The organism is Shinella zoogloeoides, assembly GCF_033705735.1.
Lineage (GTDB): Bacteria > Pseudomonadota > Alphaproteobacteria > Rhizobiales > Rhizobiaceae > Shinella > Shinella zoogloeoides_A.
In genome coordinates this window covers 3,334,747-3,354,401 of the sequence record NZ_CP131130.1, presented here as the reverse complement: position 1 = coordinate 3,354,401, position 19,655 = coordinate 3,334,747, and the positions used below count along the sequence as shown (strand labels likewise).

20 protein-coding genes are annotated in these 19,655 nt (G+C 67.5%); 7 read left to right on the top strand and 13 right to left on the bottom strand.

Features of this window, described 5'->3' with window-relative positions; genetic code table 11:
• Positions 1–88: 88 nt before the first annotated feature.
• The gene (locus tag ShzoTeo12_RS16495; RefSeq protein WP_413251106.1) at positions 89–1,651 is read left to right on the top strand and encodes a methyl-accepting chemotaxis protein; all 1,563 of its coding nucleotides are present in this window, start codon (positions 89–91) and stop codon (positions 1,649–1,651) included.
• 246 nt (positions 1,652–1,897) lie between these two features.
• Here ShzoTeo12_RS16495 and ShzoTeo12_RS16490 read toward each other — a convergent pair whose 3' ends face one another.
• On the bottom strand, positions 1,898–2,959 hold the full coding sequence (locus ShzoTeo12_RS16490; RefSeq protein ID WP_318910462.1) for a lysine-2,3-aminomutase-like protein: 1,062 nt from the start codon (positions 2,957–2,959) through the stop codon (positions 1,898–1,900).
• On the bottom strand, positions 2,956–4,020 hold the full coding sequence (gene epmA, locus ShzoTeo12_RS16485; RefSeq protein WP_318910461.1) for an EF-P lysine aminoacylase EpmA: 1,065 nt from the start codon (positions 4,018–4,020) through the stop codon (positions 2,956–2,958). The genes ShzoTeo12_RS16490 and epmA overlap by 4 nt, the downstream gene beginning before the upstream one ends.
• Positions 4,021–4,171: 151 nt before the next feature.
• Between epmA and efp the strand changes: the two genes are divergently transcribed.
• Positions 4,172–4,741, top strand: coding sequence for an elongation factor P (efp, locus tag ShzoTeo12_RS16480; protein WP_119257232.1), 570 nt, complete (start codon positions 4,172–4,174; stop codon positions 4,739–4,741).
• A 180-nt stretch (positions 4,742–4,921) separates the two neighbouring features.
• Positions 4,922–5,914, top strand: coding sequence for an adenosine kinase (locus ShzoTeo12_RS16475; RefSeq protein WP_318910459.1), 993 nt, complete (start codon positions 4,922–4,924; stop codon positions 5,912–5,914).
• Here the strand turns inward: ShzoTeo12_RS16475 and ShzoTeo12_RS16470 are convergent.
• A complete protein-coding gene (locus ShzoTeo12_RS16470; protein ID WP_318910458.1) occupies positions 5,907–6,443 on the bottom strand; it encodes an SH3 domain-containing protein in 537 nt (178 codons plus the stop codon). The two genes, ShzoTeo12_RS16475 and ShzoTeo12_RS16470, sit on opposite strands and share 8 nt — an antisense overlap.
• 181 nt (positions 6,444–6,624) lie before the next feature.
• Between ShzoTeo12_RS16470 and ShzoTeo12_RS16465 the strand changes: the two genes are divergently transcribed.
• Positions 6,625–7,629: a 2-hydroxyacid dehydrogenase gene (locus tag ShzoTeo12_RS16465; protein WP_119257229.1), complete on the top strand. Its 1,005-nt coding sequence runs from the start codon at positions 6,625–6,627 to the stop codon at positions 7,627–7,629.
• A 187-nt stretch (positions 7,630–7,816) separates the two neighbouring features.
• On the opposite strand, the gene ShzoTeo12_RS16460 is transcribed toward ShzoTeo12_RS16465, so the two are convergent.
• On the bottom strand, positions 7,817–8,581 hold the full coding sequence (locus tag ShzoTeo12_RS16460) for a molybdopterin-synthase adenylyltransferase MoeB (RefSeq protein WP_318910456.1): 765 nt from the start codon (positions 8,579–8,581) through the stop codon (positions 7,817–7,819).
• On the bottom strand, positions 8,578–9,702 hold the full coding sequence (gene recF / locus ShzoTeo12_RS16455; RefSeq protein WP_318910455.1) for a DNA replication/repair protein RecF: 1,125 nt from the start codon (positions 9,700–9,702) through the stop codon (positions 8,578–8,580). The genes ShzoTeo12_RS16460 and recF overlap by 4 nt, the downstream gene beginning before the upstream one ends.
• Positions 9,703–9,950: 248 nt before the next feature.
• Here recF and ShzoTeo12_RS16450 point away from each other — a divergent pair, with 248 nt between their 5' ends.
• A complete protein-coding gene (locus ShzoTeo12_RS16450; protein ID WP_318912467.1) occupies positions 9,951–10,571 on the top strand; it encodes an HAD-IA family hydrolase in 621 nt (206 codons plus the stop codon).
• 4 nt (positions 10,572–10,575) lie between these two features.
• Here ShzoTeo12_RS16450 and ShzoTeo12_RS16445 read toward each other — a convergent pair whose 3' ends face one another.
• Positions 10,576–11,187 (bottom strand): TetR/AcrR family transcriptional regulator, encoded by a 612-nt coding sequence (locus ShzoTeo12_RS16445; protein WP_318910453.1) that lies wholly within the window; start codon positions 11,185–11,187, stop codon positions 10,576–10,578.
• Between the two features lie 98 nt (positions 11,188–11,285).
• On the opposite strand from ShzoTeo12_RS16445, the gene ShzoTeo12_RS16440 reads away from it, so the two are divergent.
• A complete protein-coding gene (locus tag ShzoTeo12_RS16440; RefSeq protein ID WP_119257225.1) occupies positions 11,286–11,522 on the top strand; it encodes a hypothetical protein in 237 nt (78 codons plus the stop codon).
• Positions 11,523–11,577: 55 nt separating this feature from the next.
• Here ShzoTeo12_RS16440 and ShzoTeo12_RS16435 read toward each other — a convergent pair whose 3' ends face one another.
• Positions 11,578–12,237, bottom strand: a complete 660-nt coding sequence (locus tag ShzoTeo12_RS16435; RefSeq protein ID WP_313195646.1) for a peroxiredoxin — start codon at positions 12,235–12,237, stop codon at positions 11,578–11,580.
• Between the two features lie 264 nt (positions 12,238–12,501).
• The gene (locus tag ShzoTeo12_RS16430; RefSeq protein ID WP_318910451.1) at positions 12,502–13,083 is read right to left on the bottom strand and encodes a YigZ family protein; all 582 of its coding nucleotides are present in this window, start codon (positions 13,081–13,083) and stop codon (positions 12,502–12,504) included.
• 160 nt (positions 13,084–13,243) lie between these two features.
• On the opposite strand from ShzoTeo12_RS16430, the gene ShzoTeo12_RS16425 reads away from it, so the two are divergent.
• Positions 13,244–13,432, top strand: a complete 189-nt coding sequence (locus ShzoTeo12_RS16425; protein ID WP_318910450.1) for a hypothetical protein — start codon at positions 13,244–13,246, stop codon at positions 13,430–13,432.
• Positions 13,433–13,485: 53 nt separating this feature from the next.
• Here the strand turns inward: ShzoTeo12_RS16425 and ShzoTeo12_RS16420 are convergent, their stop codons facing one another.
• The 5 genes from ShzoTeo12_RS16420 to ShzoTeo12_RS16400 are packed head-to-tail and all read right to left on the bottom strand — an operon-like array spanning position 13,486 to position 19,257.
• Positions 13,486–15,945, bottom strand: a complete 2,460-nt coding sequence (locus tag ShzoTeo12_RS16420) for a glycosyl hydrolase 2 galactose-binding domain-containing protein (protein WP_318910449.1) — start codon at positions 15,943–15,945, stop codon at positions 13,486–13,488.
• On the bottom strand, positions 15,945–16,913 hold the full coding sequence (locus tag ShzoTeo12_RS16415) for a DUF1839 family protein (protein WP_318910448.1): 969 nt from the start codon (positions 16,911–16,913) through the stop codon (positions 15,945–15,947). Before ShzoTeo12_RS16415 ends, ShzoTeo12_RS16420 begins: the two co-directional genes overlap by 1 nt.
• A gap of 1 nt (position 16,914) precedes the next feature.
• Positions 16,915–17,829 (bottom strand): amino acid--[acyl-carrier-protein] ligase, encoded by a 915-nt coding sequence (locus ShzoTeo12_RS16410; RefSeq protein ID WP_318910446.1) that lies wholly within the window; start codon positions 17,827–17,829, stop codon positions 16,915–16,917.
• 4 nt (positions 17,830–17,833) lie between these two features.
• Positions 17,834–19,006: an acyl-CoA dehydrogenase family protein gene (locus ShzoTeo12_RS16405; protein WP_318910444.1), complete on the bottom strand. Its 1,173-nt coding sequence runs from the start codon at positions 19,004–19,006 to the stop codon at positions 17,834–17,836.
• The gene (locus ShzoTeo12_RS16400; protein ID WP_119257217.1) at positions 19,003–19,257 is read right to left on the bottom strand and encodes an acyl carrier protein; all 255 of its coding nucleotides are present in this window, start codon (positions 19,255–19,257) and stop codon (positions 19,003–19,005) included. The genes ShzoTeo12_RS16405 and ShzoTeo12_RS16400 overlap by 4 nt, the downstream gene beginning before the upstream one ends.
• Between the last annotated feature and the right edge of the window lie 398 nt (positions 19,258–19,655).

Genomic DNA, 19,655 nt, shown 5'->3' with positions numbered 1-19,655 from the left:
AGAGCCTCCATTAAGACCCCGTTAAAGGACCGCTCCTAGACTCCCGCGCACCCGCACGCAGCCGTGCGCGACAAATCAGGGAACCGTCATGCGTAATGTCCGGATCGGCAGGCTCGTGCCTGCGCTCTTCGTCCTCATGGTCGTCCTGGGCGGATTGCAGGGCATCGTCGACGGCGGCGCCTCCCGCTGGGCCCTGCTCGCCGCCAGTGCGGGCCTTGCCCTTGCCGGCATGGTCCTCGTCAACCGCCGTGTCGCAAGGCCGCTCGACGAGCTTGCCGAAGCCTCGAAGCGCCTTGCCGCAGGCGATACGGATGCTGCCGTTCCGCATGCCGACCGGAGCGACGAGATCGGCGCGCTGGCGGCCGGCCTTGCAGCCATCCGCGACACTGCCGCCGAGCGCCAGCGTCTCGACCGCCGGAACGAGGACGACCGCCGCCGCGCCGAAGGCGAGCGGCAGGCGCGCGAGGCCGAGCGCACGCGCGACAGCGGCCGCGTGCAGGAAGCCGTCACCAGCCTTGCCGACGCGCTCGGCAGGCTTGCGGGCGGCGACATGACCTGCCGCATCGAAAAACCCTTCGACGGCGACCTCGAGCGCCTGCGCGCCGAGTTCAACGCCGCCGCCGCCCGCCTTGGCGAGGCGATGCGCGAGGCGCGCGAGAATGCGCGCGCCATCGATGCCGGCGCCGGCCAGATCCGCACTGCGGCGGAAGACCTGTCGCGCCGCACCGAGCAGCAGACCGCCTCCGTGGAGGAGACCGCCGCCGCGCTCGAAGAGATCACCACGACCGTCAGGGATTCCACCCGGCGGGCGGAAGAGGCCGGCTCGCTCGTCGCCCGCACCCGCACGGGGGCGGAAAAGTCCGGCGAGATCGTGCGCCGCGCCGTCGCCGCCATGCAGGAAATCGAAAAATCCTCCAGCGAGATCACCAGCATCATCGGCGTGATCGACGAGATCGCCTTCCAGACCAACCTGCTCGCCTTGAACGCGGGCGTCGAGGCGGCGCGCGCCGGCGAGGCCGGCAAGGGCTTTGCAGTCGTGGCGCAGGAGGTGCGGGAACTGGCTCAGCGTTCAGCCAAGGCCGCCAAGGAGATCAAGACGTTGATCAACACGTCGGAGGTGCAGGTGCGCACCGGCGTCTCGCTCGTCGGCGATACGGGGCGCTCGCTCCAGACCATCGTTGCCGAGGTGCAGGAGATCAACGGCCACGTCCAGGCGATCGTCGAGGCCGCACGGGAACAGGCGGTCGGGCTTCAGGAAATCAACATGGCCGTCAACGCCATGGACCAGGGCACGCAGAAGAACGCCGCCATGGTGGAGGAGACGACCGCCGCCGCCCAGGGCCTCGCCTCGGAAGTGCAGGCGCTGAACGCGCTTATCGGCCAGTTCAACGTCGGCGGTTCGGCTGCCGCCGGCCGCACCATGCACGCGCCGCATCTCCACGTCGTCCCCGCCACGCCGCCGGCACCGCCCGCCGCACCCGCGCCGGAGCAGAAGGTCGCCCGCAAGTCTCCGGGCCAGTGGAACGTCAAGGCCGCGACGGAGAAATCCCGCCCCGTCACCTCTCCCGCCCTCGCGCTCAGCGAAAAGCTCGCCGGCGCGCTCGGCGTGCGGCAGGAGAAGGGCGATGAGGGGGATTGGGAAGAGTTTTGAGACGGACGTGAGGAGCGTAGTTCAGGCGAGAGCGTGAGGCGCTCCTTTCCCTCAAAGCCCTTACTCTCCTTGCTTGATTTGACCCAGTCCACTCCCCTCAGGGCAGGGCTATCGCCTACGGAATTCGGCATTGCTGCTCTTCTCTTTTCCCCAGTGGGGAGAAGGGGGATGGGGAAGCGTCTTCCTCCCATGTGCAACAGCCCTCCCTCCCAGGGAGGCACCCGCTCGCGGAACAAAAGGGCGGTGCTAGGCCAGCCCTTCCTCCGGCGGATAGATATGCGTCTCCCCGCGGAAATCGCGCAAACGGAAACAGCCGTCGTCGGCTTCCTCCACCGCCGGGGAATCCGCCCGCACCTTGCCGTGGCCGCCGGGGATATCCAGGATATAGGCCGGCTGGCAGAGGCCGGAGATGCGGCCGCGCAGGCTCTCAACCAGCGCCCGGCCTTCGGCGAGCGAGAGGCGGAAATGGGCCGTGCCGGGGGCGAGGTCGGGGTGGTGCAGGTAATAGGGTTTCACGCGGTTCTCGACGAAGGTGCGCATCAGGCTCGCCAGCACCTCTGCATCGTCGTTGACGCCCCTGAGAAGCACCGTCTGGCTGATCATCACCATGCCGGCATCGACGATGCGGGCGATGGCGGCGCGGGCTTCGGCCGTGAATTCGCGCGGATGGTTGGCGTGGAGCGCCACATAGGTCGTCTTGCCGGAGGCCTTCAGGGCTTCGATGAGCGCGGCATCGATGCGCTCGGGATCGACGACGGGGACGCGGCTGTGGAAGCGGACGATCTTAACATGCTCGATTGCCGCAAGCCGCTCCATGATCGCCTTGAGGCGGCGCGGGGAGAGGACGAGCGGATCGCCGCCCGTCAGGATGACCTCCCAGATCTCCGGCCGCTCCGCGATATAGGCGATGGCCGTATCGAGCGCCCCGGGTGACAGGGTACCGAGCCCTTCCGGGCCGACCATCTCGCGGCGGAAGCAGAAGCGGCAATAGACTGGGCAGACATGCACGGCCTTGAGCAGCACGCGATCCGGATAGCGATGCACGATGCCCTCGACGGGGCTGTGCGCGAGGTCGCCGATCGGATCGGCGCGCTCTTCCGGCAGGGTGACGAGCTCGGCGGCATCGGGGATGAACTGGCGGGCGATGGGATCGAGCGGATCGTCCGCGTCGATCAACGCGGCGAGCGCGGGCGTGACGGCGACGGCGTAGCGCTCGGCAACGGCGGTCGCGGCGGGCCGCTTCTCCTCGGGCAGGAGGCCGGCGGCGGCAAGTTCGGCAACCGTGGTCAGGCTGCGCGCGGCCGTCACGGCGCAGTCTCCGCAACGGGCGCCCAGAGCACCTGGCCGATTCGGCGCGCGCCGGTCGCCAGCATGACGAGACGGTCGAAGCCGAGCGCGATGCCGCTCGCTTCCGGCATGAGAGCGAGGGCGGCGAGAAAGTCCTCGTCGAGCGGATAGGTCTCGCCATAGACGCGGGCCTTTTCCGCCATTTCCAGCTCGAAGCGGCGGCGCTGCTCGGCGGCGTCCGTCAGCTCTCCGAAGGCATTGGCGAGCTCCACGCCGCAGGCATAGAGCTCGAAGCGCTCGGCGACGCGCGGATCGTGCGGCGCGGGTCGCGCCAGCGCTGCTTCCGCCGTCGGGTATTCGCAGAGGATGGTGGCGCGGCCGAAGCCGAGTTCCGGCTCGACCTTTTCCACCAGCACGCGGCTGAAGAGATCGGCCCAGGTGTCGTCATCCGCAACGCGGAGATCCCTGGCCCGCATGGCGGCGGCAAGGGTCTCGCGATCCGTCGAACCATCGGCGCGGATCGTCGCGAGGAGATCGATGCCGGCGTGGCGCGTGAAGGCATCGGCCACCGTCAGCCGCTCGGGCGGCCGCGCGGGATCGCAGGTCGCGCCGCGATAAGAAAGAAGGGAGACGCCGGCCGTTTCGGCGGCGAGCGCGAGCATCTCGCCGCAATCGGCCATCAGCACGTCATAGGTCTCGCCGGCGCGATACCATTCCAGCATGGTGAATTCGGGATGGTGCAGCGGGCCGCGCTCGCGGTTGCGGTAGACATGGGCGAAGCAGGCGATGCGCCGCTCGCCCGCCGCCAGCAGCTTCTTGCAGGCGAATTCCGGCGAGGTGTGCAGGTAGAGCGGCGTCTGTGTGCCTGCATGGCCGATGGCGGCGGTCTCGAAGGCATGCAGATGCGCCTCGTTGCCGGGCGAGACCTGCAATGTCGCGGTGTCCACCTCGACGAAGTCGCGCGCGGCAAACCAGCCGCGCAGCGCCGCCTGGATGCGGTTTCGCGCCATCAGGAACGGCCGGCGGTCGGCATGGACGTCGGGCGTCCACCAGGGCGAGGGCTTCAGGCTTGTGGCGCTCATGTGACAGGTTTCTTCGGCGATGCCGGCGGCAAGACTGGTCTTTTGCCGGAATATAGGGTAGTTGCGGCCCCGAAAACGTATTTTCAGCGTTCGCGGAAACGTCTTGTGGCGGTCCTCTACGACGCGAACCATCCAGTTACAAGGAAGACTTATGGTAAAGATCATCGCCTCTTCCGTCCGCAAGGGCAATGTCCTCGAGGTCGAAGGCAAGCTCTATGTCGTGCTGACGGCGCAGAACTTCCACCCGGGCAAGGGCACGCCGGTCACGCAGGTCGACATGCGCCGCATCTCCGACGGCACCAAGGTTTCCGAGCGCTACCGCACGACCGAGCAGGTCGAGCGCGCCTTCGTCGAGGATCGCGAGCACAACTATCTTTATGAAGACGGCGACGGCTACCACTTCATGAACCCGGAAACCTACGACCAGCTCACCATGTCGCAGGAAGACATCGGCGACCTCAAGGCCTACCTGCAGGAAGGCATGACGGTCGTTCTTTCCGTGCACGAGGGCGTCGCGATCGCCATCGACCTGCCGCGCCACGTCACGCTCGAGATCACCGAGACCGAACCGGTCGTGAAGGGCCAGACGGCCTCCTCTTCCTACAAGCCGGCGATGCTGTCGAACGGCGTTCGCACGCTGGTCCCGCCGCATATCACTGCCGGCACCCGCGTCGTCATCGCGACGGAAGACGGTTCCTACGTGGAACGCGCCAAGGACTGACAAGGACCGGATCGGGCGGCCCCTCATCCGCCTGCCGGCACCTTCTCCCCGCAAGCGGGGAGAAGGGAAGGATGCACGCTTCGCCACAAGTCCCTTCTCCCCGCCCGCGGGGAGAAGGTCGCGGCAGCGGGATGAGGGGCTGCTCCGGTCTCCCCACCCTTCAGGAAGGGATTTTCCCGCATGACCAAATACGACGTGCTGACGGTCGGCAACGCCATCGTCGACATCATCGCGCGCTGCGACGAGAACTTCATCACCGACAACGGCATCATCAAGGGCGCGATGAACCTCATCGACGCGGAGCGGGCGGAACTGCTCTATTCGCGCATGGGCCCCGCGCTCGAAGCCTCCGGCGGCAGCGCCGGCAACACCGCCTCGGGCGTCGCCAGCTTCGGCGGCAGGGCCGCCTATTTCGGCAAGGTCGCAAACGATCAGCTCGGCGACATCTTCATCCACGACATCCGCGCCCAGGGCGTCCATTTCGAGACGAAGCCGCTCGCCGGCACGCCGCCGACCGCCCGCTCGATGATCTTCGTGACGCCGGACGGCGAACGCTCGATGAACACCTATCTCGGCGCCTGCGTCGAGCTCGGCCCCGAGGACGTGGAAGAACAGGTCGTCGCGGACGCCAAGGTCACTTATTTCGAGGGCTATCTCTGGGATCCGCCGCGCGCCAAGGACGCGATCCGCGAATGCGCGCGCATCGCCCATGCGAACGGCCGCGAAGTCTCGATGACGCTTTCCGACAGTTTCTGCGTGCACCGCTACCGCGGCGAATTCCTTGACCTGATGCGCTCCGGCACCGTCGACATTGTCTTCGCCAACAAGGCCGAGGCCCTGGCGCTCTACGAGACGGAGGACTTCGAGGAGGCGCTGCGGCGCATCGCCGGGGATTGCCGGTTTGCGGCGGTCACGATGAGCGAGGAAGGCTCCGTCATCCTGACGAAGGGCGAGCGGACGAAGGTCGACGCGATCAGCATTCCGCGCGTGGTCGACACGACCGGCGCGGGCGACCTCTATGCCGCCGGCTTCCTCTACGGCTATACGGCCGGGCGATCGCTTGCCGATTGCGGCCGGCTCGGCAGCCTTGCCGCCGGGCTCGTCATCCAGCAGGTCGGCCCCCGCCCGCTGCTGTCGCTGGCGGAGGAAGGCCGAAAGGCCGGCCTTATTTGAAGGCTTCGCCGGGATAGGCGCCCCAGATCTCGTTCTGCGAGACCCAGCCGGCCGTGCCGTCCACTTCGGCACGGCACCAGTCGCCGTTGCATTCGCCGACCTTGACCACGACGCCGGGCTGGATCTTGGCGACGACCGTGGCGTTCGCCAGCGCCTCGCGGCGCATGTTGACGAAGATCTCGTCGCCCTTGCCGCGCATCCACGGCGCGGTCACGGCGGTGCGCTCGCCGGACAGCAGCGCCTGGTTGACCCAGCCTTCCGTGCCGTCGGCATCGCGGATGCGGCGCCAGTTGTCGTATTCCTGGATGATCTCGACCGGCACGCCGGATTTCATGTAGCGCCAGGAAACGGCATAATCGACGCTCGGGCCGACGCGCAGGTTCACGCTCCTGGCCTTGAGGCTGACGAAGCGGGGAAGCGGCAGGCCGCTCGGCCCCTTGGCCGCCTGCGCATGGGCGAACTCCACGCCGGCGACGGAAATGAGAATGCCCGCAAGGGCGGCGAGGCTGAAACGCACGAGGTGACGCATGGCAAAATCCGCACAAACTGAGGAAGGCATCGGGCTGCCGAACCGGAGCGGAGTGGCAAATCGCGCGGACCGCCCCATGAGCGGATTGTCTTCGCGACCGGGTCTGGTAGAAAATGCCCCTGATGAAGCAATCCTTGCCCAACTTGGTTAAGGACCCGTCAACAGCACGCCGGAACATCCCATGACGCAGAAGAAAAAACCGAAGGTCTACATCACCCGCCGCCTGCCCGAGGTGGTGGAGACCCGGATGCGCGAACTGTTCGACGCCGAGCTCAACATCGACGACAGCCCGCGCACACAGCCCGAACTCGTCGCCGCCGTGAAGAGCGCGGACGTCTTGGTGCCCACGCTGACGGACCGGATCGACGCCGCGCTGATCGAGCAGGCGGGGCCGCAGCTCAAATTGATCGCGTGCTTTTCCAACGGCGTCGACAATGTCGACGTGGAAGCCGCCGCGCGAAAGGGCATAACCGTCACCAACACGCCGAACGTGCTGACCGAGGACACGGCCGACATGACGATGGCGCTCATCCTCGCCGTGCCCCGCCGGCTTGCCGAGGGTGCGCGCATCCTGACCGACCGCAAGGGCGAGTGGTCCGGCTGGTCGCCGACCTGGATGATCGGCCGGCGCATCTGGGGCAAGCGCCTCGGCATCGTCGGCATGGGCCGCATCGGCACCGCCGTCGCCAAGCGCGCCAAGGCCTTCGGCCTCTCCATCCACTACCACAACCGCAACCGCGTGCGCCCGGACACGGAAGACGCGCTGGAAGCGACCTACTGGGACAGCCTCGACCAGATGCTCGCCCGCGTCGACATCGTCTCGGTCAACTGCCCCTCCACGCCCGCCACCTACCACCTGCTTTCGGCCCGCCGGCTCGAGCTGATGCAGCCGACGAGCTACATCGTCAACACGGCGCGCGGCGGCATCATCGACGAGACGGCGCTGATCAAGTGCCTCAGGGAAGGCAGGATCGCCGGCGCCGGCCTCGACGTCTTCGAGAACGAGCCGTCGGTCAATCCGAAGCTCCTGAAGCTGGCGTCCGAAGGCAAAGTGGTGCTGCTGCCGCATATGAGCTCGGCCACCATCGAGGGGCGCGTGGACATGGGCGAGAAGGTCGTGATCAACATCCGCACCTTCTTCGACGGGCACCGGCCGCCGGATCGGGTGTTGCCGAGCAGGGTGTAGATGGAGCGGCGGGCATACCCCCTCTGCCCTGCCGGGCATCTCCCCCACAAGGGGGGAGATTGGATGGGGCAGCGTCTCGCCGATCTTTAACGTTCCTGCATGAGCAAGGTTTTTGCGTCTTGCCGATCTCCCCCCTTGTGGGGGAGATGCCCGGCAGGGCAGAGGGGGGTGAGCGGCAAACGCCTCGTCAGGAACCGCTCTTCCGTCGCCTGTATTTCAGCGTCTCGAACCGCGCCGCCAATCCATCATAGAGCAGAAGCCGCCCGACCAGCGGCTCGCCCGCGCCCGTCACCAGCTTTATTACCTCCATCGCCATCAGCGTGCCGATAACCCCCGTCAGCGCGCCGACGATGCCGGCCTCCGCGCAGGCCGGCACGACGCCCGGCGGCGGGGCGTCGGGGAAGAGGTCGCGGTAGCCGGGATGAGGCATGCCGTCCGGTCCCGCCTCATAGGGCTTCAGCACCGTCACGGAGCCGTCGAAGCGGCCGACCGCACCCGTCACCAGCGGGATGCGCGCGGCTTCCGCCGCATCCGCCGAGGCATAGCGTGTATCGAAATTATCCGATCCGTCGACCAGAAGATCGTAGCCAGAGAGGAGGCGCGCGGCATTGTCCGGCGTCAGGCGCTCGGAGATGCCGGTGAAGCGGACATGCGGGTTGAGGCGGGCGACGGCGGCCTCGGCGCTGGCGACCTTCGCCGTGCCGATACCGGCGGTGTCGTGGATCACCTGGCGCTGGAGATTGGAGAGCGAGACCGTGTCGTCGTCGAGGACGCCGATATGGCCGATGCCGGCGGCGGCGAGATACTGGATGACCGGCGCGCCGAGGCCGCCCGCCCCGACGACCAGCACATTGGCCGCCTTCAGCTTCTGCTGGCCGGCGCCGCCGATCTCGGCGAGCACGATGTGGCGGCGGTAGCGGTCGATCTCTTCGGGGCTCAGCGGATCGGTCATGGCAGGATGCCTCCGTTCGAGACAGTGAGGAACTGGGCGCGCTCGCCGAGCGCATCGAACATCGCCCGGTCCGTGCCGGTCATGAAGGCCTGCCCGCCGAGCGCGTCGACCCGGTCGAACAGCGCGGCGCGGCGGCCCTCGTCGAGATGGGCGGCGATCTCGTCGAGCAGCAGAACCGGCGCATGGCCGGTCATGCCGGCGACGAGCCCGGCATGGGCGAGGATGAGGCCGACGAGCAGTGCCTTCTGCTCGCCCGTCGAGCAGCGCTCGGCCTCCATGTCCTTCTCGCGGTGGCGGATGAGGAGATCGGCGCGGTGCGGGCCGTCCAGCGTGCGGCCGGCGGCGGCGTCGCGGTAGCGGCCCTCCTGCAACATGCCGAGATAGATCTCCTCGATCTCGTAGGCCGGGCGCTGCCATTCCCCGTCGAGGAAGCCGGAAAGCCGCATCGTGGCGGAGGGGAACGGTCCGTCGTCGCGCGCCGCCTCGACAAGGCCGGAGAGGAGGCCGACGAGCTCGTGGCGCGCATGGGCCATGGCAATGCCGAGTTCGGCCATCTGCTTCTCCAGCGCCGTCAGCCAGGCGGGATCGGGCCGGTGATCGGAGAGGAGGCGATTGCGGCCGCGCATCGCCTTCTCGAAATCCGCCGCGCGGCGGCCGTGCTCGGGATCGAGCGACAGGACCAGCCGGTCGAGGAAGCGGCGGCGATCGGCGGAAGGGCCGGTGAAGAGCCCGTCCATGGAGGGCGTCAGCCAGACGACACGCAGGTGGTCGAGAAGCTCATCGACGGTGCGGGCCGGCGTGCCGTTGAGCCGGAGCTTTCGCGACTGGCCGTCCTCGCCGCCCTCCGTGCCGGTGCCGATATCCACCTCGCCCTGCATGCCCTCCAGCGTCGCGAAGACGGAGAAGCCAGCCTCGCTGCCGGCGCGCGGCACGTCGCCATAGGCGGCGCGGCGCAGGCCCCGGCCGGGCGAGAGGAACGAGACGGCCTCCATGAGATTGGTCTTGCCCGCGCCGTTCTGCCCCGTCAGCACGACATGCCGGCCGTCGAGCGGCAGCGACAGGGCCGCATAATTGCGGAAATCCGTGAGCTTGAGGCGGGAAAGAAAGACCTTGTGCGGCATGGCGTGAGAGCTAGAGCATTTTTTTCGCCCGAGTGGAATCACTTCGCGGCACATTCGTGGGTGAGCAACAGAAAGATGGGGCGGCGGGCCCGGCGACGCAAGCGCGTCAAGCACGGTTGCCTGCGCGGTCCGCAGCGGGTAATCCAGAACTCCCGCCGCGCTTCGCATCCTCCCCTCCCAGCCAGCAGGTCCTCTCCTTGTCCGCACGTCCCATCTTCGATCGCAGCTTCTCCGCCTTCCTGTTCGACATGGACGGCACGATCATCAATTCCATTCCGGCGACCGAGCGCGTCTGGACGCAGTGGGCGCTGAAGCACGGGCTCGACGTCGCAACCTTCCTGCCGACCATGCATGGCGTGCGCGGCATCGACACGATCACGCGGCTCGGCCTGCCGGGCGTCGACCCGGTCGCGGAGGCGAAGGAGGTGGAACAGGCGGAGCTGGAGGATATCGACGGCATCCTGCCCATTCCCGGCGCCATCGCGTTCCTGTCCGCCCTGCCCGCCGACCGCTGGGGCATCGTGACCTCCGCGCCTGTCGCGCTTGCCCATCGCCGCCTTGCCGCCGCCGGCATTCCGCTGCCGAAGGTCATCGTGACGGCAGAAGACGTCACCAAGGGCAAGCCGGCGCCGGACGGTTACCGTCTCGGGGCCGAGCGGCTCGGCTTCGCCTCGTCCGATTGCCTGGTCTTCGAGGACGTGCCGGCGGGCATCCTCGCCGGCGAGGGCGCGGGCGCGCAGGTCGTCGTGATGACGGCGACGCACCATCACCCGATCGACACCAGCCATCCGCTGCTGAAGAGCTACGAGGGCGTCGCCACCGAGGTGGACGCCGACGGCAGGCTGCGGCTGGTGCGCACGGCGGACTGAGCGGTCAGCCGGCCGGTTTCGCGAGGATACCGGCCAGCACCGTGTCGACCACGGCGTCCACTTCCTCGTCGGAAACGTCGAGCCGCTCCGTCAAGAGCCGCCCCCAGGCAAAGCTCGACAGCAGCTCGGTGATCAGCTCCGGCCGGACATCCGGGCGCACCTCGCCGCGCGCCTGTGCCTTGGCGACGATGCCGCCGCTCTCGCTGCGGCGCTCGGCCATATAGGCGCAGAGCGCGGCCAGCGCATCCGGCTCGCCCTGCGCCTTCGCCAGCACGGAGCGGAAGACCGCGCCGCTCGTACCCTCCCGCCAGGTCACCAGCAGGCTGGAAAGATAGGTGCGCAGGTCGTCGCGCACATTGCCCTTGTCCGGGAAGACGAAGCTCACGCGCTTGCGGCTGTGATAGACGTCGAGCAGGAGGGCGGCCTGCGAGGGCCACCAGCGATAGATCGTCGGCTTGCCGGCGCGCGCGCGCCGCGCTACCGCCTCGATGGAGAAGCCGCCGATCCCGTTTTCCACCAGCACCGCTTCCGCCGCCGCGAGGATCGCCGCCTCGCTTGCCGGATTGCGCGTCGCGCCGATGGAGCGGCGGGCGGGCGTCGTCTCTGTCTCTGCCATGGCCTTTTCCTTTTTTCCGCTTGTAGCACGGCTGGCACTTGAACGGAACGTTTCGTTTCTATATAAACGAAACGTTCCGTTCCATAAAGGTTGCTCTCATGACCCACACCGCATCCCCCCGCAAGCTCTCGAAATTCCACTTCGCGCTCGCCATGCTGCTGCCCGTCTATCCGCTGATCACGGCGCTTCTCTACCTCGTCCTGCCGCTCACCGGGGGCTGGACGACCTGGCAGCGCACGGCGGTCATCGCGCCGATCATGGTGTTCGCCATCGTCTTCGTCGTCTCGCCCTTCGTGCAGAAGCGGTTCGCCGGCTTCATCCTGCGCGGGGCATGAAAAAGCCGGGGTCTTTCGACCCCGGCTTCCTTGCTTTCCGAAGATGCCGCGGCGCTCAGGCGGCCGGCTGGCGGGTCTTGCGCAGATAGGGCAGGACCGTGTCGAAGGCGCCGAAGCGCGTGATGGCATCTTCGTTGGAAACGGCGGCGGTGATGATCACGTCGTCGCCCTGCTGCCAGTTGGCGGGCGTCGCCACCTGATGCTTGCTGGTGAGCTGGATCGAATCGATGGCGCGCAGGATTTCCGCGAAGTTGCGGCCCGTCGTCATCGGATAGGTGAGGATCAGCTTGATCTTCTTGTCCGGGCCGATGACGAAGACCGAGCGCACCGTGGCGTTGTCGGCGGGCGTGCGGCCTTCCGAGCTGTCCCCGGCGGCCGCGGGCAGCATGTCATAGAGCTTGGCGACCTGAAGGTCCTTGTCGCCGATCAGCGGATATTCGACGTCGAAGCCGGTCGCCGTGCGGATATCAGCCTTCCACTTGGTGTGGCTGTCGACCGGATCGACGGAGATGCCGATGATCTTGACGCCGCGCTTGCGGAACTCGCCCTCGATGCCGGCCATGGCGCCGAGCTCGGTCGTGCAGACCGGGGTGAAGTTCTTCGGGTGTGAGAAGAGCACGGCCCAGCCGTCGCCGATCCATTCGTGGAAGCTGATCGGGCCAACGGTGGTTTCAGCCGTGAAGTCCGGAGCGATGTCGTTGATGCGCAGGCTCATGGGTCTCGTCCTCTCTATTCGATCATGCGGGAGCGCGGGCATGCGCCCGCGAAGATAAGTCAGGCCGGGTAGATAGACCGAAATGCCGGCCTTGCCTATAGCCGCGCGCGCCTCGGGAAAACCGGGCGGAAGGGCAAGTTTGCGCCGATCCGCCGGCTTGCAAGACAGCGTTCGGCAAGTCCCTGCGAATGCGCCAAACCGTTCTCCCGGCAGGCCGCGCGGAGGAAAGACGATTTTATTTCGCCCCGAGGGAAAATTCCGGCCTCAGGCGCCGATTTCGGCCCGCCCGCTCGTCAGGTCGACGATCAGCCGGCCGATCTCCTCGGCCTTTTCGGCGGGGACGCGGAAGGCAAGGCGCGCGCCGGTATCGTGATAGGCCTCCTCGTCCATCACCAGCCCGGCGAAGGCGCCGAGCCGCGCCTTGACCAGCGCGAGATCGGAAAAGCCGAGCGAGACGGTGAGCGCGACACGCTCGACATATTCGGTCTTCTCCGCCGCGCGCAGGCACATCGCCGCCGTGCCGCCATAGGCGCGGATGAGCCCGCCGCTGCCGAGCAGGATGCCGCCGAACCAGCGCGTGACGACGACGAGCGTGCGGTCGAGCGCCTGGCCGTCGATGGCCTGAAGGATCGGCTTTCCCGCCGTGCCGCTCGGCTCGCCGTCGTCGCTGAAGCGATAGACCTGGCCGATGCGGAAGGCCCAGCAATTGTGGTTGGCCGCGGGATCGGAGACCTCGGCGAGCCGCGCCTTCGCCTCCGCCTCGCTTTCCACCGGGCAAGCGATCGCCAGGAACCGGCTCTTGCGGATCTCCTGCTCGAAATGTTCGGTGCGGTCCAGCGTGTACACGGCCAGCCTTCGGCGGTTTCGGTTCGGTCGAGCCCGTCTCGTAGCCCCTCCCTGCCCGGCGTTTCAAGCATGGAATAGATCACTAATTCTATAGACTATTGACACATGCCACGTTTTCGCCATGATGTTGACCGGATCGTAACAACGCGGAGGCGATGGCATGATGTATCCCGGTGGCGTGACGCTCGGCTACTTCAACCTCTATCCGGTCGGCTTCCAGCCGAAGACCGAAGAGGCGGATCGCGACGATGCGCGCGGCGCGGCGACGGAAGACAGGCTTCCGCTGGAAGGCAGCCGGCTTTCCTCCTCCCGCCGCCCGGTCCAGTGGCCGCTGCACGTCTTCTTCTGAGATGACCCTTACAGGAAATCATCGGTGATTTCCTGTAGTCCACCCGCGATCTCCTAGAAGGAGACGACGGAATCGGCGCCGATGCCGCGGATTTCGCCGGTCGGGCGCGTCGCCGGGTCCATGCCGGCGCGGGGCGCAAGGCGCAGCACCTTCACGCCGCCCGGCGCGAGGTGGAACCAGTTGTCCGAGGGCAGGAAGCCTTCGGCCTCGACGGCAACGGACTGGACGAAGCGGTCCGTGGAAAGCTCCAGCAGCCATTCTCCATCGTCCTGCCGAAGCTCGGCCGACAGCATTGCCGAACAGAGCGCCTTCGCCCGGCCGCGCGGGAAGTGGAACGCCTCCGCGATCACCGTTCCGTTGCCGTCGACCAGCCGGCCGACCGTGACATCGTGCGATGGCGGGCCGAAGCGGAAGGCATAGGTCGTGTCGAAGAACGCACCGAAGAGGTCGGTCGCCGGCAGCGTCTTAGCCGAATACGGGGCGAGCCGGACCTCCCGCCGCCCGCCGACGACCGGCTGGCGGCCGTGGCGCAGGCAGGAAAGCTCCAGCGTCAAGGTCTGTTCTTCCGCACCGTCGTTGATGACATGCACATCGAGCCCGTTCGTGCCCTCGTCGGAAAGTACGAGCTGCACCGGGCGGAAGGCGCGGCGCAGGGCATGCCATGCGGATTTCGGCAGGCCCGTCGCATCGACGATGCCCCAGCCCGCGCCGGGCAGCAGGTCCTGGAAGGTCCAGACCAGCGCGCCGTTGCAGGTGGATTGCGGCCGGCGCCATTCGGCGAAGGTCGCCTCCATCACCTCGCCGGTGACAGCGCGGGAAAGGTCGAGATAGCGGCCGGGATCCTCACGGCGCAGGCGCGCCGGGTCCTCGCCATAGAGCAGGCCGAGATAATGGTCGCGCACGTCCTCGAAATCCCAGGAGGCGCCGCGGTCGCGCGGCACGCGAGCCTTCCAGCGCGGATCGTGCACGGCCGGCACCGGCAGGTGCGCGTCGAGCGTCTCGCGTTCCGGCACATTGGCGAAGGCGAGGCTTTCGGCGGCGAAGCGCACCTCGGCGCGGCGCGCATCCTCCAGCGGCCGGCAATAGGCGCCGACGCCGTAATAGTGCGTCACGCCAGCATTGGGCGCAAAGGGCATGGCGCCGCCGCCCGGCGAATTCTCGACATAGGGCACGTCCGGCCGGTGCGCGGCGACGAGTTCGGGCAGGATCTCGCGGGTGAGCGGCCCGGCCCGGGCGCTTTCCGGCAGGCCGAGCATCGCCGCCTGCTGGTCGATCTCGCTGCCGCCGCACAGGACAGCAAGCGACGGCGAGGCGGCATTGGCCTTGAGGAACTGCGCGATTTCTTTGCGGACATTCCCGATGAATGCGAGATCGTTAGCCGGATAATCGAAATTGGCGAACTGGAAGTCCTGCCAGACCATCAGCCCCAGCTCGTCGCAAAGCGCAAAGAAATCCGGCGTCTCATAGGTCATGGTGCCGCCGATGCGCAGCATGTTCATGTTCGCATCCGCCGCCAGTTTCAGGAGCGGCGCATAGCGCTCGCGGCTGCCCGGCAGGTCGACGATGTCGGCATTGGTCCAGACCGCGCCGCGGCAGAAGATCCTCGTGCCGTTGACATGGAGTGCGAAATCCCGGCCGTCCGCGCCGCGGTCGATATCGATGCGGCGGAAGCCGGTGCGGCCGAGCCTGTGGCGTGCGCCGTCCACAATGAGATGGACATCGTGCAGCACGGGCGCGCCATGCGTGCGCGGCCACCATGCCGCGACCCCGGGGATGGAAAGGCTTGCCGCAAACCGGCCCTCCCCGTCCCGCGCGGCGACAACGGCCATGCCGGCGCATTCGACGCGCGGCGACACGGCGCCATCGAGGCGGAAGCGGATATCGAGCCGGCCGGTACCGTCCTCCTCCAGACGGGCGGCGATGCGCACATCGGCCGGCAGCGCGGGCGCGGGCCGTAAGAGGCGGACCGGCCGCCAGGGGCCGGCGGCATGGACCTCCGGGCACCAGCCGGGCATGCGGCCGAGAAGGGTGGTGCGGACGAGCCGAAGGCCCTGCGGCGTGATCATCTGCGGGCGCCAGCGGGCGCGGGGGCCGCGCTTTTCGAGATGCGGCTTCAGGGCGCGGAAGCAGAGGACGAGACGGTCGCGGCCCGTCAGCGTGACGGGCAGATCGTGGCGCACGAACATGCTGTCGCAGGAGAGCGCCGGCGCGCCGTTCCACCAGACCTCCGTCACGGTCGCGAGCCCGTCGAAATGCAGCATAGCCTCGCCCGACGCTTCGCCGGCAAGGTCGAGGACGTACCAGGCGTCGAGATGGTCGAGCGGCTCGGGCGCGGTCCGGTCGAAACGGCCGGCGCGCTCCAGCGCCCCGGCGACGGTGCCGGGCACGGGGGCGTCGATGAAGCCGGAGAGACCGTCGAGCCCTGCCGGATCGGCGATCGCGCCGGCCGGCGTCAGGATCATGCGCCAGCCGTCAGAGAGCATCCTGCCGGTCGCGGGCACACCGTCCTCCATCAGCCGATCCGCGCGGCGAGCGCCGCCATCAGGCCATCCCAGGCTTCGACGGCCGGGTCGAGCGCGGTCGCGAGCGGTTCAAACCGGCGGCGCGTCACGGCGCGGGCAAGCTGGAACTGCACCGTCTTCGCCGTCTCCGAGACCTTGCGCGCGGCGTCGGCGGCGTCCTTCAGGTGGCCGTCGGGCGCAAGCCAGTCGAGATGGCTGCCGGCAAGCTCGAAATTGGCGCCGACCTGGCGCAGCGTGTTGAAGGCATATTTGTGGAAGAAGCCGAAGGGGCGATCCGCCACGGCCTCGACCTGCGCCGGGAACACCTTGGCGAAGGCCGCGAGCGGGTTTTCCGACGGGCGCCGGGCGAAGTGGACGGCGAGCAGGCGCTGCGCCTCGCGGCGAAGATGGACCTCGTCGGGCAGCCTTTCCGGGAACTTAGCGAATTCCGTATAGGGCAGGAAAGGCAGGTCCGCTTGATCGTCATTCCGGTGGAACAGGCCGTCGAAATCCTCGCCTTCAAGCCGGAAGAAGCCGGCATTGTGGAAATAGTCGAGCCGCTTCGCCGCAAGGTCGAGCCGGTTGATCGCGACGGTCGTCTTGCCGTGCTCCTGCCGGTAGGCGACGCCGCGGGTGTCCGGCATGTAGAAACTGTCCATCTCGACGAGGCAGAGCCGGCCGCGGGCGATCTGCGTCGCGACGTGGTCCTCCACCCGGTCGAAGATGGCAAGCTCGGTGCTGCGGATGCCGTAGAGGGCTTCGAGGTCTTCCAGCGGCACCTTGAAGAAGGTGAACTGGTCGCCCTCGAAATCCTGCGCCAGCGTGAAGCCGAGCATCGCCTCGGGCGGGGCGCCGAGCGCGTTCAGCACCTCGATCCACAGATCGACATAGCAATTCGTCTCCGGCCACATGCGTTCCGCGTCGTGCAGCGCGTGCGGCCGGTAGGTTTCGGGGTCGAGCCCGGCGAAGACGGCGGCCATGTCAGTCCTGGTATCCCAGCACCTTGCGGACATCGGCCGGCCAGACGGCGATGTCGAGGCCGTGGCGAGCAAAGAGCGCGAGCGCGATGCGCTCCAGGCCGAAACCGACGCAGGCGGTATGCGCAACGTCGCCGTTCTCGAGATGGAGGCCCCATTTCGCGCCGAAGGCGTCCTGATGGTAGTTAAAGCTCATGCAGGCCGTCGGCTTGGCGGCCGAGGTCACCGGGATGAGCAGCTCGAACTTCAGGTTCTGGTCGCGCTGGTTGTTGGCGAGCATGCGGCCGGCACGGCCGAAGAACGGGTCGTTGGCGACATCCATCGTCACGTCGAGGCCGAGCCGGCCCATCATCTCGAGGCCACGGTCCATCCAGCTCTGGCGGAAATCCGTCACATGACCCTCAGTGCCCATGCAGACATATTCGCGCATGCGGAAGAGCTGCTGGCGGGCGGGATCGTTGGAGGGCTCGTGCCGGAAGCAGTAGGACTGCAGGTCGTAGAGCCCGCCCTTCGCCGGCAGGCGGCCGCGCTTGGCGATGGTCGGATAGAGCGGGTAGCAGGCCGCCGGCGTCAGCACGATGTCCGTCGCCTTCTGGTCCTTCGTCCAGTCGTCGCCGACCTCCATGCATTGCAGGAGGCTCATATGGTCGAGCTCGCTGCCGCAGAAGCTGTGCACCGTGCCGGCAAGCTGCGGGAAGCTCTTCATGTAGCCGCTGCTTTCGAAATGCGCGCGGCTCATGCCGGGGGGAAAGCGCATGGCTTCGGCGCCGTCGGCGCCGCCATAGGCGTCGATCAGCCGCTCGAAGCGGGCGATGACGTCCTCGAAGGCGCCGCTGCGGCCGTAGAGGCCCTCGACGCCGGTATCGATGAGAAGACCGGTATCGAAGAGCCGGTCGAGAAGCGAGGTCTGCATATCCATGGTGTCACCCGATCAGGCTGGTGTCCTGCTTGTGGACGAGCAGGAGGTTCGACGTGTTGCCGAGGATGCGGTCGTTGGAAATCATGAGCTGGGCGGAATGCGCGTCGCGCAGGTGCCGGCCGAGGCTGAAGGGCGTGCCGTTCTTGTAGCCCATGATGCCGCAGATCAGCATGGCCTGGTTGACGATCGCAAGGATCGTCTCCGAGGCGGCGATCTTGACGTTGTTCATCGCCACCGCGAAGCCGACGGAGGAGAGCCGGTCCGCATCCGCCTTGGCCGCCTCGTATTCACGAAGGCCAGCGACCGTGCTCGCCTTGACGAGCTGGAGAAGGTTGGAGGCTTCCGCGAGGCGCAGCGCGCCGGGCGGTGTGACGCCGGGGCTCTTGCGGGCGGCGGCGCGCACGAAGGCCTGCGCCCGGGCGACCGCGTTGACGGCGATGCCGTACCAGACCGCGCTCCACAAGAGGTGCGAGGTGGCGAGCATCGACTGGGCAGCGATCTCGGCAAAGGGTTTCGGCAGGATTTGCGCCTTCGGCGCCTCGCCCTTGAAGAGCCAGCCATCCGAGCAGGTGCCGCGCATGCCAAGCGTATCCCAGACATGGGTCCGCTCGATCGTGTACTGGTCCCTGGTGAAGACGGTCATGACCTGGTCGGTCGAGGCGGCCTCGGCATGGGCGCGCGAGGTGATGAGGATCGCGTCGGCATGGGCGCCGTAGGAGATCACCGTCGCATCCTTGGTGAGGCGGCAGGTGTCGCCCTCGACCTCGATGGCGCAGATGCTGTTGCGCAGGTTCCCGCCGATGCCGCCCTCGGTCGTCGCCGAGGCGAGCAGCAATTGGCCGGCAGCGATCCGGCGCATGAAGCCGGCGTGCCAGGGATCGTCCGCGCCGTGCGAGACGAGGCTCGACAGCTTGATGTGGTGCATGGCGAAGACCATGGCGGCGGCCGCGCAGCTCTGGCCGACCAGCGAGCAGATCTCGGCGATTTCCGAAAGCGAGGCGTCCTCGCCGCCGAGCGCGGCGGGGATCTGGATCGACAGCAGCCGTTCGGCGATCATCGCGTCGACCGCTTCCCGGGGGAAGCGGCCCTTGGCGTCCACGTCGTCGGCATGCGCGGCAGCCACGGCGGCGACGCGCTCGGCGCGCTCCGTGTAGCCTCTCCCGACGGTGACGGTCATTCGGCCGCCTCCGCGCTGCCGACAAGGCTTTCCACCGCCCGGGCGATAGCCGCGATGCTCTGGAAGGACTTGCGGTTGAGCAGGCTGTCGGGGAACTCGATGTCGAAGGCGTCCTCGATGCCGAGCATCACCTGGACGGAAGCGAAGGAGGAAAGGCCCGCCGCGTAGAGATCGGCATCGTCCGCGAGCTGATCGACCGGAACCGGAAGGCCGCCGTGCTTGCTGAGGATTTCACGGATTTTCTGCTTCATGCTTTTCTCCCATCGGGCTCGTCCGGCCAAACATCTGGCCGCCATTCATCCTGCCCAATGGCTTAGGCCCGGCCGGATAAGATCGGCTGAAGGGACATGGATAAGATTTCGTGAACCGCCTCGCAGCGCTGCTCCAGCCTGGAACGCGTGCCTATCGCCATTTCTGAAGAAAAGATGAGAAGGCCCGGATTTTCGGGCGATTGCGCGAAAGGCCAGGTGTTTCGCAACGATACGAATCGGGGCCATTCAAGCTTTATCAACCATAAGGCGAAAAGCTGCCCGAAAACCGCAATCGCTCACCAAAATGGGGGATTACGGCGCCGCCGGACACGGCATCGGCGATTGACGCCGTGCCGTATCGTGCCGGACAGGGAGCGCGTACCTTGCCGGCTCAGATC